The organism is Bradyrhizobium sp. USDA 376 (assembly GCF_054063675.1).
Genome location: NZ_JBSSGN010000001.1, coordinates 3,640,690 through 3,655,056 on the forward strand (window position 1 = coordinate 3,640,690; position 14,367 = coordinate 3,655,056).

At 66.2% G+C, this 14,367-nt stretch carries 14 protein-coding genes; 9 read left to right on the forward strand and 5 right to left on the reverse strand.

Annotated features, from left to right (window positions below; translation table 11 throughout):
• Positions 1–3 precede the first annotated feature (3 nt).
• From ACVJ19_RS17045 to dctP, 3 genes are read right to left on the reverse strand one after another with little or no spacing between them, the layout of a single operon-like run.
• On the reverse strand, positions 4–1,359 hold the full coding sequence (locus ACVJ19_RS17045) for a TRAP transporter large permease (RefSeq protein WP_453950209.1): 1,356 nt from the start codon (positions 1,357–1,359) through the stop codon (positions 4–6).
• Entirely contained in the window at positions 1,356–1,913 is a 558-nt protein-coding gene (locus ACVJ19_RS17050) for a TRAP transporter small permease (RefSeq protein ID WP_453950210.1), read from the reverse strand. The genes ACVJ19_RS17045 and ACVJ19_RS17050 overlap by 4 nt, the downstream gene beginning before the upstream one ends.
• The gene (dctP, locus tag ACVJ19_RS17055) at positions 1,910–2,929 is read right to left on the reverse strand and encodes a TRAP transporter substrate-binding protein DctP (protein WP_453950211.1); all 1,020 of its coding nucleotides are present in this window, start codon (positions 2,927–2,929) and stop codon (positions 1,910–1,912) included. The genes ACVJ19_RS17050 and dctP overlap by 4 nt, the downstream gene beginning before the upstream one ends.
• Before the next feature lie 123 nt (positions 2,930–3,052).
• On the opposite strand from dctP, the gene ACVJ19_RS17060 reads away from it, so the two are divergent.
• The 9 genes from ACVJ19_RS17060 to ACVJ19_RS17100 all read left to right on the forward strand — a co-directional run bounded on the left by ACVJ19_RS17060 (position 3,053) and on the right by ACVJ19_RS17100 (position 11,801).
• A complete protein-coding gene (locus ACVJ19_RS17060) occupies positions 3,053–3,739 on the forward strand; it encodes a GntR family transcriptional regulator (protein WP_456739402.1) in 687 nt (228 codons plus the stop codon).
• A gap of 209 nt (positions 3,740–3,948) precedes the next feature.
• Positions 3,949–4,731 carry a MetQ/NlpA family ABC transporter substrate-binding protein gene (locus ACVJ19_RS17065; RefSeq protein WP_453950212.1) on the forward strand — a complete coding sequence of 261 codons (783 nt, stop codon included), beginning with the start codon at positions 3,949–3,951 and terminating at the stop codon, positions 4,729–4,731.
• 126 nt (positions 4,732–4,857) lie between these two features.
• Positions 4,858–5,895: a putative FMN-dependent luciferase-like monooxygenase gene (locus tag ACVJ19_RS17070; RefSeq protein ID WP_453950213.1), complete on the forward strand. Its 1,038-nt coding sequence runs from the start codon at positions 4,858–4,860 to the stop codon at positions 5,893–5,895.
• Positions 5,896–5,932: 37 nt separating this feature from the next.
• On the forward strand, positions 5,933–6,532 hold the full coding sequence (locus ACVJ19_RS17075) for a CMD domain protein (RefSeq protein ID WP_453955150.1): 600 nt from the start codon (positions 5,933–5,935) through the stop codon (positions 6,530–6,532).
• A gap of 11 nt (positions 6,533–6,543) precedes the next feature.
• A complete protein-coding gene (locus tag ACVJ19_RS17080) occupies positions 6,544–7,119 on the forward strand; it encodes an alkylhydroperoxidase domain protein (protein WP_122401784.1) in 576 nt (191 codons plus the stop codon).
• Positions 7,120–7,177: 58 nt separating this feature from the next.
• The gene (locus ACVJ19_RS17085; RefSeq protein ID WP_453950214.1) at positions 7,178–8,335 is read left to right on the forward strand and encodes an ABC transporter substrate-binding protein; all 1,158 of its coding nucleotides are present in this window, start codon (positions 7,178–7,180) and stop codon (positions 8,333–8,335) included.
• Between the two features lie 57 nt (positions 8,336–8,392).
• Positions 8,393–10,216: an ABC transporter permease gene (locus ACVJ19_RS17090; RefSeq protein WP_453950215.1), complete on the forward strand. Its 1,824-nt coding sequence runs from the start codon at positions 8,393–8,395 to the stop codon at positions 10,214–10,216.
• Entirely contained in the window at positions 10,216–11,064 is an 849-nt protein-coding gene (locus ACVJ19_RS17095; RefSeq protein WP_453950216.1) for an ABC transporter ATP-binding protein, read from the forward strand. The genes ACVJ19_RS17090 and ACVJ19_RS17095 overlap by 1 nt, the downstream gene beginning before the upstream one ends.
• Positions 11,061–11,801, forward strand: coding sequence for an ABC transporter ATP-binding protein (locus tag ACVJ19_RS17100; RefSeq protein ID WP_453950217.1), 741 nt, complete (start codon positions 11,061–11,063; stop codon positions 11,799–11,801). Before ACVJ19_RS17095 ends, ACVJ19_RS17100 begins: the two co-directional genes overlap by 4 nt.
• A 3-nt stretch (positions 11,802–11,804) precedes the next feature.
• Here ACVJ19_RS17100 and ACVJ19_RS17105 read toward each other — a convergent pair whose 3' ends face one another.
• Together ACVJ19_RS17105 and ACVJ19_RS17110 are read right to left on the reverse strand one after the other, a co-directional pair.
• A complete protein-coding gene (locus tag ACVJ19_RS17105) occupies positions 11,805–13,319 on the reverse strand; it encodes a helicase HerA domain-containing protein (RefSeq protein WP_453950218.1) in 1,515 nt (504 codons plus the stop codon).
• Between the two features lie 105 nt (positions 13,320–13,424).
• Entirely contained in the window at positions 13,425–14,243 is an 819-nt protein-coding gene (locus ACVJ19_RS17110; RefSeq protein ID WP_453950219.1) for a YkgJ family cysteine cluster protein, read from the reverse strand.
• Positions 14,244–14,367: the final 124 nt, after the last annotated feature.

A 14,367-nucleotide genomic window follows, 5' to 3' on the forward strand; every position in this document is an offset into this window, starting at 1 on the left:
GGGTTATCGCGATGGCGGACCCATCACGAGGTTGGGCAGAAAGGTCGAGATCGACGGCACCAGGCACAGCAGGACGACCGCGAGCGCCATCAGCAGGACGAAAGGCAGCGTTCCCCAGATCACGTCCCGCAACGGGATGTCGGGCGCGATGTTCCTGATGACGAAGATGTTGAGGCCGACCGGCGGATGGATGAGGCCCATCTCCATCACGATCGTCATCACCACGCCGAACCAGATCAGGTCGAAGCCTGCGTCCTTGAGCGGCGGCAGGATGATCGGGGCGGTCATCAGGATGATCGAGACCGGCGGCAGGAAGAAGCCGAGCACGACCACCAGCACCAGGATCGCGCCCAGCAGCACCCATCGCGACAGCTGCATCGCGACGATCGCCTGCGCCGCCCCCTGGCTGATGTGGAGATAGCTCATCACGTAGGAGTAGAGCAGCGACATGCCGATGATCAGCATCAGCATGGTCGATTCCTTCAGCGTCGATTCCAGGATCGGGCCGAGATCCCGCGGGCGCCACACGCCGTAGATCGAGGCGATCAGGACCAGCGCCAGGATGCCGCCGAGGCCGGCGGTTTCCGACGGCGTGGCGTAGCCGCCATAGAGCGCGATCATGACGCCGCTGAGCAGCACCACGAAGGGCAGCACGCGCGGCAGCGCGCCGAACCGCATCGCCATGGTGAAGCGTTCGTTCGACAGGATCGGATGCTGCGCCGGATCGGCCGCATAGGCGCGCTGTGCCGCTTTGTATTCGGCCTTGAACCTCAGCACCGCATAGGTTGCGAACAGCAGCACCAGGAGAAGGCCCGGCCCGATGCCGGCAAGGAAGAGACGGCCGAGCGACTGCTCCGCGGCGACCGCGTAGAGGATCATGGTGATCGAGGGCGGCAGCAGGATGCCCAGCGTGCCGCCGGAGGCGATCACGCCCGCAGCAAAGCCGCCGGAATAGCCGCGTTTGCGCATCTCCGGGATGCCGGCCGAGCCGATCGCCGAGCAGGTGGCCGGAGACGATCCCGCCATCGCGGCGAACAGCGCGCAGGCGAAGACGTTGGCGATGCCGAGACCGCCGGGAATGCGGCCCATCCAGACATGCAGCGCGCTGTAGAGGTCCTGTCCCGCCTTCGACTTGCCGATCGCGGCGCCCTTCAGGATGAAGAGCGGAATCGCCAGCAGCGTGATCGAGGCCATCTCCTCGTAGACGTTCTGCGTTACCGTATCGAGCGATGCGGCGGGCATGAAGTAATACATGAAGACGACGGCGACCGCGCCGAGCGCCAGCGCGATCGGCATGCCCGAGGCCATGACGGCGAGGGTCGCACCACCATACATCAGTCCGACGGCAAGCGTGCTCATTTGCTCCTCCATGCGTCGACGCTCGCGGCGAGCTGAAGCGCGATCTGCAGCGTCATCAGCGTCATGCCCAGCGACATCATGCTGTAGGGAATCCACAGTGGCGGCGCCCAGGTCGATCCGGACACCTGTCCGTCCACCCAGGCTTCGTGGAACAGCGTCCAGGATTTCCAGGCGAAGAAGCAGCAGAACAGCAGGCTCGCCGTGTCGACCGCGAGCATGCGGATCGCATTGCCACGCTTCGACAGATAGCCGGTGAGAGCCTCGATGCCGATATGGCCGCGCCCGGCCTGCACGAACGCGGTGGACAGGAACGTGGCGCCGACCAGCAGGAACACCGCGGCCTCGTCCTGCCAGTAGGTCGCCGCATTGAAGAAGTAGCGCGCGGCGACGCTGTAGCTCAGGATCGTGCTCGCGACGATGAGCGCGATCGAGCAGAGCACGACGATCGTCCTGTTGAGCAGGGTCATCGCGCGGGCGATCCGTCCCACCGGGGAGCCGGGCCGTGCCGCCGTCACTGTGGCTGAATGGCCGAGATCGATGCCGTGCGCGCTCATGAGCCGGCCTCCATGGCAAGCTTGATCAGGCGGGCGCAGTTCTCGTTCTTGTTGGCGTAGTCCTTCCAGGCCGTGTCGCGTGCAAGCTCCCGCCACGCCTGAACCGTCTTGTCGTCGAGATCGTGCACCGTTGCGCCGGCGGCCTGGTAGACCTTGGCCACGCGAACGTCGTCCTCCACCGCAGCAGTGCGGCCGAACGCTTCGAGCTCGGCGCCGACCGAGACGATGATGTCGCGCTCCTCGCTCGAAAGCCGGTCGAACACCGCCTTTGACATCACGAGCGGCTCGAGCATGAACCAGTAGCTCTTGGCGCGCCCGGTCGTCAGATGCTTGGCGAGCTCTTCCAGACGGAACGAGGTCAGGCTGGTGGACGAGGTGAGGGCGGCATCGCACGCGCCGGTCTGCATCGCCGCGTAGAGTTCGTTGGAGGGAAGCGACAGCACCGAGGCGCCGGCCGCCTGCAGCACGAGATCCATCTCGCGCGAGCCGCCGCGGACCTTCATGCCCTTGGCATCGCCGACCTCGACCAGCGGACGCGCGCGGCTGGCGACGCCGCCGGCCTGCCAGATCCAGGTGACGATGACGAGGCCCTTGGCGGCGAGAAACTTGCTGAACTCCTGGCCGATCGGCTTGTTCTTCCAGCCGAGGCCTTCGTCGTAGCCGGTGACGAGGCCCGGCATCAGGCCGATGTTGAGTTCGGGAAGATCGCCGCCGGCGTAGGAGATCGGAATGAGGCTCATGTCGAGCGCGCCTTTGCGCATCGCCGAGACCTGCGCGTTGGTCTTCATCAGCGACGAGCCCGGATAGATCTCGGCGGTCATCGCGCCCTTGCTGCGCTCCTGGATCAGGGCCGCGAAGCGCCGGCAGAGCCGGTCACGGAAATCGCCCTCGGTCGCGGTGCCTCCCGGAAACTGGTGCGAGATCTTTAGGGCCGTGGCCGCACGCGCCTCTCCGAAGTGGAGCAGTGCCGGGGCTGCGATCCCCAGCGCCAGGGCTTGGCGTCTTGAAATCCTCATTCCATACCTCCCGTTGCTAGATTGCATTTTTTATTTCTAATCTTGCATACAATTCATATATGAACTGCATGCTGTATGTTTTGTCAAGTCTGTGGTATGGAACTGCAGGATCAGGTGTATACAATGAGCCAGGCCTTCAGACTGAAGCAGTCGATCGAAGACGCTGTGATTGCAGGGGAATTCCTGCCGGGCGATCGCCTGGACGAGGCCTCGCTCGCGGAGCGATTCGGGGTGTCGCGCACCCCGATTCGGGAGGCGCTGCTTCAGCTCGGCGCCGAAGGCTTCATCGATGTCCGCCCGCGCCGCGGCGCCATCGTCAGCGTTCCGTCACCGACCCGGCTGTTCGAGATGTTCGAGACCATGGCCGAGATCGAAAGCGCCTGCGGACGGTTGGCCGCGCGTCGACTGACGCCGGACAATGACGCGGCGATGGAGACCGCTCACCGGGCCTGCGAGATTGCGGCGCGCGAAGGCGACAGCGAGCAGTACTACGCGGACAATCGCAATTTTCACGAAGCGATCTATCGCGCCAGCCGCAACAGCTTCCTGGCCGACCAGGCCTTCGCCCTGCACAAGCGGCTGAGCGCCTATCGCCGCATCCAGCTTCGCGCGCGCAATCGTCTGCTGCAATCGCTCCAGGAGCATGCCGGGATTCTCGAAGCGATCCGTGCCGGTGACGAGCAACTCGCCGCGACGCGGCTTCACGACCACGTGCTGGTGCAAGGCGAGCGGTTCTCGGACATGGTGCTCGGCCTTGCCGGCGATCGACGATCGGATGCCGCCGGCAGCAGGAGCGGAACGGCGAAATAGCGGCGGCGGACACATCCGTTCGCCAAGTCCGTCTCATCCGAGGCTGACAGCGCAAGACGTTGTCGTCGCCGCGAAATCGTTTCCTGTTTCGTGCCGAATGGAGAAAGGCTGCCCACGCAGGCCGCCAATTTGGATTTCCATTTCATTGATTTCGCCACGCGGAGAAGCGAATACGGTTCCAATCATTGCCGCAGACTCCGGAGACCAAGATGTCGTTTCGCCTCCCCCTGATCCTCTCGGCCGTGCTCGCCGCATGGTCGGCCGCAGCCGCGGCCGAGACCATCAAGATCGGCGTGACGCCGGGGCCGCATGCGCAGATCCTTGAAGCGGTGAAGCCGATCGCCGCCAAGCAGGGCCTCGACATCCAGCTGCTCGAATTCTCCGACTACGTGGTGCCGAACGCCGCGCTCGATGCCGGCGAGATCCAGGCCAATTCGTTCCAGAACCAGCCCTATCTCGACAACCAGAAGGCCGACCGCGGCTACAAGATCGAGTCCGTCGGCCTCACCGTGAATTTCCCGATCGGCGTCTATTCGAAGAAGCACAAGGCCTTCACCGATATCCCCGAGGGCGGCAAGGTCTCGATCCCGAACGATCCGACCAATGGCGGACGCGTGCTGCTGCTGCTGCGCGACAAGGGCGTGATCAAGCTGAAGGACGGCACCGGCTTCAAGCCGACGGTGCTCGACATCACCGAGAACCCCAAGAAGCTGAAGTTCATCGAGGTCGATGCGGCGCAGGCCCCGCGCGCGCTCGACGACGTCGATGCCGCCGCGATCAACACCAATTATGCAACCCAGGCGGGCCTCGATCCGGTCAAGGACCCGATCCTGCGCGAAGACCCGAAGGGGCCCTATGTCAATCTGATCGCGGTGCGCACCGCCGACAAGGACAAGCCCTGGGTCAAGATCCTCGTGGACAGCTATCACACGCCTGAGGTCAAGGACTTCGTCCTCACCAAGTTCAAGGGCGCGGTGCTGCCGAGCTGGTAGGCAATCTGCCCAGCCAGAGTCCAGCGCAGGAGGGATGATCCGGCGGGCAGCCTTGCGCAATGCCCGCTTGTCTGGAGCTGCGGCAACCGACATCATCGGGGCCCATCCTCGCCCGACAGGGATCGTATGAAACGCTTTGCAAACCTGAAACGCCTGGGCTTCTTCACGCGGCTGCTCGACGAGGCGCCGCCGGCGGACCGCTATCGCTTCGCGGCCGAGCAGATCGTGCGCGCCGAGAAGGCCGGGCTCGATTCCGCGTGGATCGCGCAGCATCATTTTCATGAGCGCGAGGGCGGCCTGCCGTCGCCCTTCACCTTCCTCGGCCATGTCGCAGCTCAAACCTCGCGCATCCGCCTCGGCACCGGCATCGTCACGCTGCCGCTGGAGAGCGCGGTGCGGGTGGCGGAGGATGCCGCCGTGCTCGATCTCCTCTGCAACGGCCGCTTCGAGCTTGGCGTCGGCACCGGCGGCAATCCGTCGGCCTTCGCCGCCTTCGGCCTCGACGGCGCCCAGCGCAACGAGATCTTTGCCCGCAATCTGGAAATCGTCCGCATGGCACTGACCGGAAAGCCGCTCGACGGCGGCGACACGCTCTATCCGCAGCGGCCGCAACTGGACAAGCGCATCTGGCAGGCGACGTTCTCCGTCGCCGGCGGCGCCCGCGCCGGCAAGGCCGGTGATGGCCTCCTGCTCTCGCGCACCCAGCCGCGATCCAAGGACGCGCCGAAGGCGACGCTCGCCGAGATCCAGAACCCGATCATCGACGCCTATCTCGAAGCACTGCCGCCGGGCTGCGAGCCGCGCATCATGGCCTCGCGCAGCGTCTTCGTCGCCGATGACCATCGCGAGGCGATGCGGCTTGCCGATATCGGACTGCGCCGCGCACTGCCGCAATTCATGAAGGGCGGTCACCTTCCCCCGGGCGAGACGCTGGAGGAGATGATCGAGGCGTTCGACACCCATGTCGGCGCCGCCGACGAGGTGATCGCCTCGCTCCGCACCGATGCCACGCTGGGGCGGGTGACCGATCTCGTCTTCCAGGTGCATTCGGTCGATGCGCCGCATCCCTATGTCCTGCGCTCGATCGAGCTCGTCGCCGACAAGGTCGCGCCGGCACTGGGCTGGAGCCGGACGGTGGCCAAAGACGTTGCTCTCGCAGGCTAGCCGGGATGAATGTGATCGCGTTGCACGAGGCTGAATGATGGCACCGAAGGATATCATCGACACGCTCGCCGGCATCGAGCCCGGCTCCACCCTCGACGCGATCCGCGCACGGCGGCTGCAGGCGCGCGATAACGCGCAGAAGAGCTATCTCTCGCTGTTCGAGCCGATCGACGCCGGCGATTTCTCGCTTTTTGAGCGCGCCGCGATCGCGACCTTCGTGACGGGACTTCATGGCGAGTCTCCCGTAGCCGCCTTCTATCGCGACAAGCTCGCAGCGAATGCGGACGGAGCGGCGCTGGTCGAGCCGATCCAGATCGAAATCGAGCGCGGCAAGACGTCGGGTCCCTATGGCGCCTTTGCGGCCGGACCGCTGTCGGTCGAGAACAAGGCTGGCTTGATCTACCGCGTGAGTGCCGAGCGCAAGCCCGAGTTCGGCGCCCGGCTGGTTGCCGCGCTCGAACATGCGCATCTGCTGGTGTTCCGTCCGCGCGATGCCGCCGCGGCCGACATGAAGGCGTTGCTGGCCGCCGGCTGGTCGGACACCGGCATCGTCACGTTCTCTCAGCTCGTTGCGTTCCTGTCGTTCCAGGTGCGCGTCGTCAGCGGTTTGCGCACGCTCGCCGCAGCAAGCGCGTAGGAGGTTGCATCATGAGCACCGTCAATCCGCCCGTCGTCTTCACCCAGGACGAGCTCGGCTGGGTGTCGTGGATCGATCCCTTGCCCGAGGCTGAGCTGACCGAGCGACACTTTGCCGGCCTTGTCGATCGCGCCCGCGCCAAGTCGGAATACTTTCGTCTCTTGGTGCGCGATCCCGAGGTGCTGGAAGCCCGCACCAAGACCGACAAGGACATCTTCTACAATGTCGCCGACGGCCTGCCGCGCGCCGAGCGCGAGCTCGCAGCGGCTGCGACCTCGCGCTACAACGGCTGCATCTATTGCGCCTCCGTGCATGCGCGGTTTGCCAGCACCTATTCCAAGCGTCGCGACGACGTGCAGCGCCTGCTCGACGAAGGTGTCGGTGCCGATCTCGGCGAACGCTGGAACGCCGTCGTTAAAGCCTCAGTGGCACTGGCCGAGACGCCGATCGCATTCGGGCCCGACAATATCGCGGAGCTGCGCCGCGCCGGGCTCGACGACGCCGAGATCGTCGACGTCATCAACGGCGCTTCGTTCTTCAACTGGGCGAACCGGCTGATGCTGTCGCTTGGCGAGCCCTCGAAATAGGCAATCTCACCGGCATGGAAATTGCTGCTTGTATCAACTAAAGTGGATGGAGCCGTGCATGAGCAACATCGATCGTCGTACCCTGGTCAAAGGCTCGCTTGCCGTCATGATGGCGGGCGCGGCCTTCTCGCGTAGCGCGTTTGCGCAATCCTCCGAGCCGATCCTGCTCGGCGTCAGCGGCCCCCTGACGGGACCGAATGCGCAATATGGCACGCAGTGGAAGCAGGGCTTTGACCTCGCGCTCGACGAGATCACGGCTGCCGGCGGCATCAACGGCCGCAAGCTCGCCTATCAATTCGAGGACAGCCAGAGCGACCCGCGGCAGTCGGTGGCGATCGCCCAGAAGTTCGTCTCCGATCCCCGCATCGTGCTGGAGCTCGGCGATTTCTCGAGTCCCGCATCGATGGCGGCCTCCCCGATCTACCAGCGCGGCGGCCTCGTGCAGTTCGGCTTCACCAATTCGCACCCCGACTTCACCAAGGGCGGCGAGTTCATGTGGAGCACGTCCGTGAGCCAGGCCGACGAGCAGCCGCTGCTGGCGGCCTATGCCGTCAAGCGCCTCGGCCTCAAGAAGCTCGCAGTGCTGCATCTCAACACCGATTGGGGTCGCACCAGCCGCGACTATTTCGTCAAGGCCGCCAAGGAATACGGCGCCGAGGTCGCGGTCACCGAGGGCTACATCGCGGAAGAGCGCGATTTCCGCTCGACGCTGGTGCGCGTGCGCGATGCCAATCCGGACGGGCTGATCCTGATCTCCTATTACTCCGACGGCGCGCTGATCGCGCGCCAGGCGCGCCAGGTCGGTCTGAAGCAGACCATCTGCGCCGCAAGCTCGGTCTACTCGCCGAAATTCCTGGAGCTCGGCGGCGAGGCGGTCGAGGACGTCCATCTCGGCACGCGCTATTTCCCCGAGGATCCCAGGCCCGAGGTGAAGAAATTCATCACCGGGTTCAAGGCCAAGTACAACGGGCAGGAGCCCGACGCCTTCAACGCCTATGCCTATGACGCGATGAACATGGCGGCCGCCGTCGTCAAGATCGGCGGCACCGACCGCCGCGCCATCCGCGACGCCTTCACCAAGGTGAAGGATGTCTCGAGCGTCATCTTCGGCTCGGCGACGTTCGACGTCGAGAGCCGCCGCGTCAAGGGCGCCATGAACGCCGAGCTCGTCGTGCGCAAGGGCCAGTTCGCGCTCTGGGACGGCAAGCCGACCTGACCTGATGGCCGGAGCGCACCGCTCCGGCCACTTTCCTTCTTACGCGGGGACCAACGTTTGTCTTCCTGGCTCGACTACACGATCAACGGGCTGATCGTCGGCAATGTCTATGCCCTCGTCGCGGTCGGGCTCGCGCTGATCTTCGGCGTCAGCCGGCTGATCAACTTCGCGCAAGGCTCGATCTATCTGGTCGGCGCCTATATCGGCTGGGTCGCGGTGGTGCAGCTGCACACGCCGCTGCCCCTCACCATCATCGTGGTCGCGGCGGCCGCGGCGGTGGTCGGCCTGATCATCGAACGGTTCGGCCTGCGGCCGCTGCAGAATTCGGTGCGCATCGCGCCGCTGCTCGCGACCATCGGCATCAGCTTCGTGCTCGATCAGCTGGTGATGCTGACCTTCTCGCCCAATCCGCGCGCGCTGCCGAGCCAGCTCCCCGATGTTCGCTTCCAGCTCGGCGGTGGCACGATCGGCCCGCTTGATCTGCTCATCGCCGGCGTCGGCCTCACCAGTGCGCTCTTGTTGTTCGTGTTCCTGCGCTACAGCAAGCTCGGCTGGGCGGTGCGTGCCGCCTCGCAAGACCGCGACGCGGCGATGCAGATGGGCGTCGACGTCAACCGCGTCAACCAGGCGGTGTTCGGCATTGCCGCCGCGCTCGGCGGCGTCTCCGGCATGCTGGTCGGCATGTACTACAACCAGATCGACACCGCGATGAGCCTGCAGGCGACGCTGAAGGGCGTCGTTGCGGAAGTCGTCGGCGGCGCCGGCAACGTGCCGGGCGCGGTGATCGGCAGCCTGCTGCTGGGCCTCGTCGAGAGCTACGGCGTCGCCGTGTTCGGCACCAGCTACCGCAATCTGTTCGCGTTCCTGCTGCTGGTCGTCGTGCTCGTGCTGCGGCCGAACGGATTGTTCGCCAGCGCGCGGCAGGCGCCGCCCGAGCCGCTCACCGGCACTTTCATCGCGCCGAGCCGCCCGGTGCGCATTCCGCGCTGGGCCTTGGCTGTCGCAGCCGCGGTCTTCGCGGTCCTGCCGTTCTTCCCGGTGTCCTTCTACGTGCTCCAGACCCTGATAAACGCCTGGCTGCTCGGCATGCTCGCGCTGAGCCTGACGCTGGTCGCGGGCACGATGGGCCAGGTCTCGCTCGGACACGCCGCGCTGCTCGCGATTGGTGCCTACACCTCCGCGCTGCTGTCGCTGACGCTCAACGTCCCGGTCGGCCTCGCGGTGATCGGCGGCGGCCTGATGAGCGCTGCGCTCGGCACGCTGCTGATCTCGCCGTCCTTCCGCCTGCGCGGGCACTATGTTTCGATCGCGACACTCGCGATCGGCGAGATCGTGTCGCTGGTGATCCTGAACTGGGAGAGCGTCACGCGCGGCCCGATCGGCATCTCCGGCATCCCGCCACTGTCGCTGTTCGGCTATGACCTGATCAGCCCCACATCGATCTACTGGTTCAGCTTTGTCGTGATGGTCGTGCTGGCGCTGCTCCAGGGGCGGCTGCTCACTTCGCATCTCGGCCGCAGCTTCCGCGCTATCAGAGACGACGACATCGCCGCGCGCGCCTATGGCCTCAGCCTGAACCGCTACAAGTCGCTCGCCTTCATCTTCGGCGGTTTTGCTGCCGGCGTCAGCGGCGGCATCGCCGCGCATCTTTATTCCTATATCAACCACGAGACCTTCAACACACAGCAATCGATCCTGGCGCTGACGGTGGTCATCCTCGGCGGCCTCGGCAATGTCGTGGGCGCGGTTGTCGGGTCGGTGGCGCTGGTCGGCCTGCCCGAAGTCTTCCGGATCGCGGCCGAGTATCGCATCCTGATCTACGGCATCGTGCTCCTGCTGCTGGTGCGGTTCAGGCCGCAGGGCCTGCTGGGGACGATCTGATGGCGGAGCAGCACCATCCCATGCTGTCCCTGCGCGGACTGACGCGCCGCTTCGGCGGCCTTACCGCGGTCGACGCCATCGATCTCGATCTCGCCAAGGGCGAGCTCATCAGCATCATCGGCCCCAACGGCGCCGGCAAGACGACGCTGTTCAATCTCGTGACCGGGCTTGATCGACCCGACGCTGGCACTGTGCGCTTCGAAGGCCAGGACGTCACCGGGCTGTCGCCGGAACGGCTTGCGGCCGAAGGCATCGCGCGCACCTTCCAGCTTGGCCGCGTGTTCGGCAATCTCAGCGTCATGGACAATGTCCTGATCGGCGCCCACACGCGGCTGCGCGCCGTGAAGCCGGCCGTGCCGGTGATCGGCCCGCTGCTGGAGTTGGGACTGGCGCTGCTGCGCCCCGCCAGCGTCAAGGCGGAAGAGGAACGGCTGCGCGAAGAGGTGAAGGCCATCCTCGCGCGCTTCGGCGAGCGGCTGCTGCCGCGGATCGACCAGCCCGCCTATAGCCTGTCCTACGCCAACCGCCGCCGCGTCGAGATCGCGCGTGCGCTCGCGCTGAAGCCGCGCCTCCTGCTGCTCGACGAGCCGACTGCCGGCATGAACCCGACCGAGACCGCGGAGATGCAGGCGCTCGTCGCCGAATTGAAAGCCGAAGGGCTGACCATCCTCCTGATCGAGCACAAGCTGGAGATGGTGATGCGCCTGTCCGACCGCGTCATCGTCATGGACGAGGGCAAGAAGATCGCGGAAGGGCCCGGCGAGGAGGTCCGCAACGATCCCAAGGTGATCGAGGCCTATCTCGGCCACGGGCTATCAGGGACGGCGGAGCAGGAGAGCGCGGCATGACGACGAGCGCACCCGAACCGCTGCTGGCGTTGTCCAACGTCAACACCTTCTACGGCCAGGCTCAGGTGCATTTCGACCTGTCGATCACGGTCGCGCGCGGCCATATCGTCTGCCTGCTCGGCGGCAACGCCAGCGGCAAGTCGACGACGATGAAGATCATTCTGGGCCTGGTGAAGCCGCGCTCGGGCGATGTGACCTTCGATGGTGCCTCGCTGCTGGGACTGACCACGCCGCAGATCGTCCGCCGCGGCATCGCCTCGGTGCCGGAGGCACGGCGGCTGTTCGCCGACATGAGCGTGCGTGAAAACATCCTGATGGGCGCCTTCGTGCGCAACGACCGCGATGCTGTCGCGCAGGATCTCGACAGGATGCTGACGTTGTTCCCGAAGCTCGGCCAGCGGCTGTCGCAGCGCGCCGGCTCCTTGTCCGGCGGCGAGCAGCAGATGGTGGCGATGGCGCGCGCGCTGATGAGCCGGCCACGCATGATCGTGATGGACGAGCCGACCATGGGCCTGTCGCCGCTCTATGTCGATCGCGTGCTGGAGCTGATCCGCACCATCAACCAGGAGGGCGTCTCGGTCTTCATGGTCGAGCAGAACGCCAGCCTCGCGCTGGAGATCGCGCACGAGGCCTATGTACTGCAGACCGGCAAGATCGTGCTGTCAGGCCCGGCGCGCGCGCTGAAGGACGATCCGCGCGTGCGCGACGCCTATCTCGGCGGTTCTGAAGCCGCCTGACGCTCAGGCCGAAGCCGCGCTCTGCGCCGGCTCGGCCGGCAACTCGTCGCCATTGGGATCGCCGGGCGCGGTCGCCCAGGCCAGCTCCACAAGCGTCACGATCCGGCGTCCGCCGCCGTCGAGCTGGACGACGATGAGACCCTGCTCCTCCATATAGCTGAGCAGGCGCTGCGCCCGGCGCAGCGAATGCGAGCCATAGGCGCGGGCGATCGCGGCATCGCCGGGGCAGGGCCAGCCTTCCTTGGCCGCGCGCGCGATCATCATGAACACGCCCTGCATGTCGTCGGGCAGGATCGAGGCGCGCAGCGACACGTCCTGCCAGGCGTCGTCCTCGGCGAGATCGGTGCCGACGCCGGCGCGCGCATGCGTCAGCATGCGGCGGAATTCGTTGAGATCAGGCACCGCCGCGCCGAGCCCTTCGATGCGGCAGCGGACCACGAATTCCTGATACAGCACGCCGATGGCGCGGAAGCCGGCATCGGGCTCAGCGAGCACGGCCCGCAGCGTACGATCCACGCGCTCGCGCCGTTCGGCGAGCTCTTCGGCGCTGACCGGCACCTCGATCGGCTCCGCGCGCGCTTCCGGCGCGGCTGCGGCCTTCGCAGCGCGAAGCTGCTCGAGCAGATCCGGCGCCGGCCGGCGCTGCGGCCGGCTGGCATCGGGCGGAGGCGCCGCCAGGATCACGGCGCGCGCATCCTCCAGCATTGCTCCCGGCAGCGGCATCAGCCGCGGCGTGGAATTGCGCGGGCTCGTGTCGGTCGGGCCGATGTTCAAACGCAGCGGACGGCGCGACAGCGCAGGTCCCAGCGCCATGAACTGGCCGCGCTCGAGATCGCGAAAGGCTTCCGCCTGCCGCCGCTCCATGCCGAGCAAATCGGCGGCGCGGGCCATGTCGATGTCGAGGAAGGTCCGGCCCATCAGGAAGTTCGAGGCTTCCGCCGCGACGTTCTTGGCGAGCTTTGCGAGGCGCTGGGTCGCGATGATGCCGGCGAGCCCGCGCTTGCGGCCGCGGCACATCAGATTGGTCATCGCGCCGAGCGAGAGCTTTCGCGCCTCGTCCGAGACTTCCCCCGCGACCGCCGGCGCGAACAGTTGGGCCTCGTCGACCACCACCAGCATCGGGTACCAATGGTCGCGGTCGACATCGAACATCCCGCCGAGGAACGCGGCGGCGCGCCGCATCTGGTTCTCGGCATCCAGCCCTTCGAGATTGAGCACGGTGGAGACGCGATGCAGCCGCGCGCGCTCGCCGGCAACCTGGAGGCCCCGCTCGGTGTGGTCCTCGGCGTCGATCACGAGATGGCCGAAGCGCTCGGCCAGCGTGACGAAATCGCCTTCGGGATCGATGATGGCCTGCTGCACCCAGGGCGCGCTTTGCTCCAGCAGGCGCCTGAGCAGATGCGACTTGCCGGAGCCCGAATTGCCCTGCACCAGGAGACGGGTCGCCAAGAGTTCCTCGAGGTCCATGGCGGCCGCGGCGCCTGCCGTGGTCTGCCCCATCTCGATCGCAACCGTCATGTCCCCGACTCAAGTCCCCATCATCCGCGGACAGGGGCTTATCAATCCCGCCGCGGCGCGTCGAGCGCTGCAGCGCGAATCGGGCCGCGTTGCCCACGGCGGCGTTCAGGCGTGATTCGAGAGCCGTAGCAGTGCGGGTCGGTAGGGCGCTTGCGGATCGTCGTCCTCGTTGGCGGGAATCGCGCAGGAGCCGAACTCCTGCCTGATCCGCTCGATCTCGGCGATGCGCGTGTGCAGCCGCTGCAAATGCTCGGGCGATCTCGCCCGCCAGAACCGGAAGGTGTCTGTGGTGAGCGGCAGGAACGCCGTTCCGAACAATGTCGGCCCGGGCACGACGGTGCGTCCGAGCAGCAGGAACCGCTCAGTGCCGGAGACAATCAGGGTCGCATATCCGCGATTCCCGATTCGCCTGATCCCGTTCAGCGACCATTCGGCCAGCTTGCTGAAATAGGGCTCCTGGCGCCAGCGATCGGGACAATCGTCGTCGACGGTGACGTTGACGGCATCCTGGCTGAAATGCACCACGATGCCCGACTTCGCCGGGAACCAGTCGTCGTCGAGATGGCCCTGCAGCCAGCCGCAGACGAACGACCGGCACATCTGCGGACGGCGCTCGTAGATGGTGCATCCGGTGCCTTGCTGCCAATGCCGGCACAGCTGGTTGGCCGGCTTGTCGACACCGGCCACTTCGAGGATATCGCAGCAGGCATTGCACGAGCCGCACTGCCGCGCGGGCGTCGCGGCCTTCGGCAGGCCGGTCGCACGAAAGCCCTGGCCGTCGCGGACCAGCAGCTTCTGCCTCTCGAGCGCAGTCAGCGCACGTTCGATCTTGAGACGGGAGAGCCCGGTCGCGTCGATCACGCCCTTCATCGTCGTCGCGCCTGCCTCGACTGCGCGGACGACGCTCAGCATCGCCTGGTCCATCGTCTTTTCTTGTTGTTGTCGTCCGATCCCGGACGCCGGCATCGCAGTCCGGTGCCGGGGAATGGCGGCGAGTTGCCGGTTGTGAAGATAATGACTTACTCACAAAGCTATCTTTCTCCGTTTT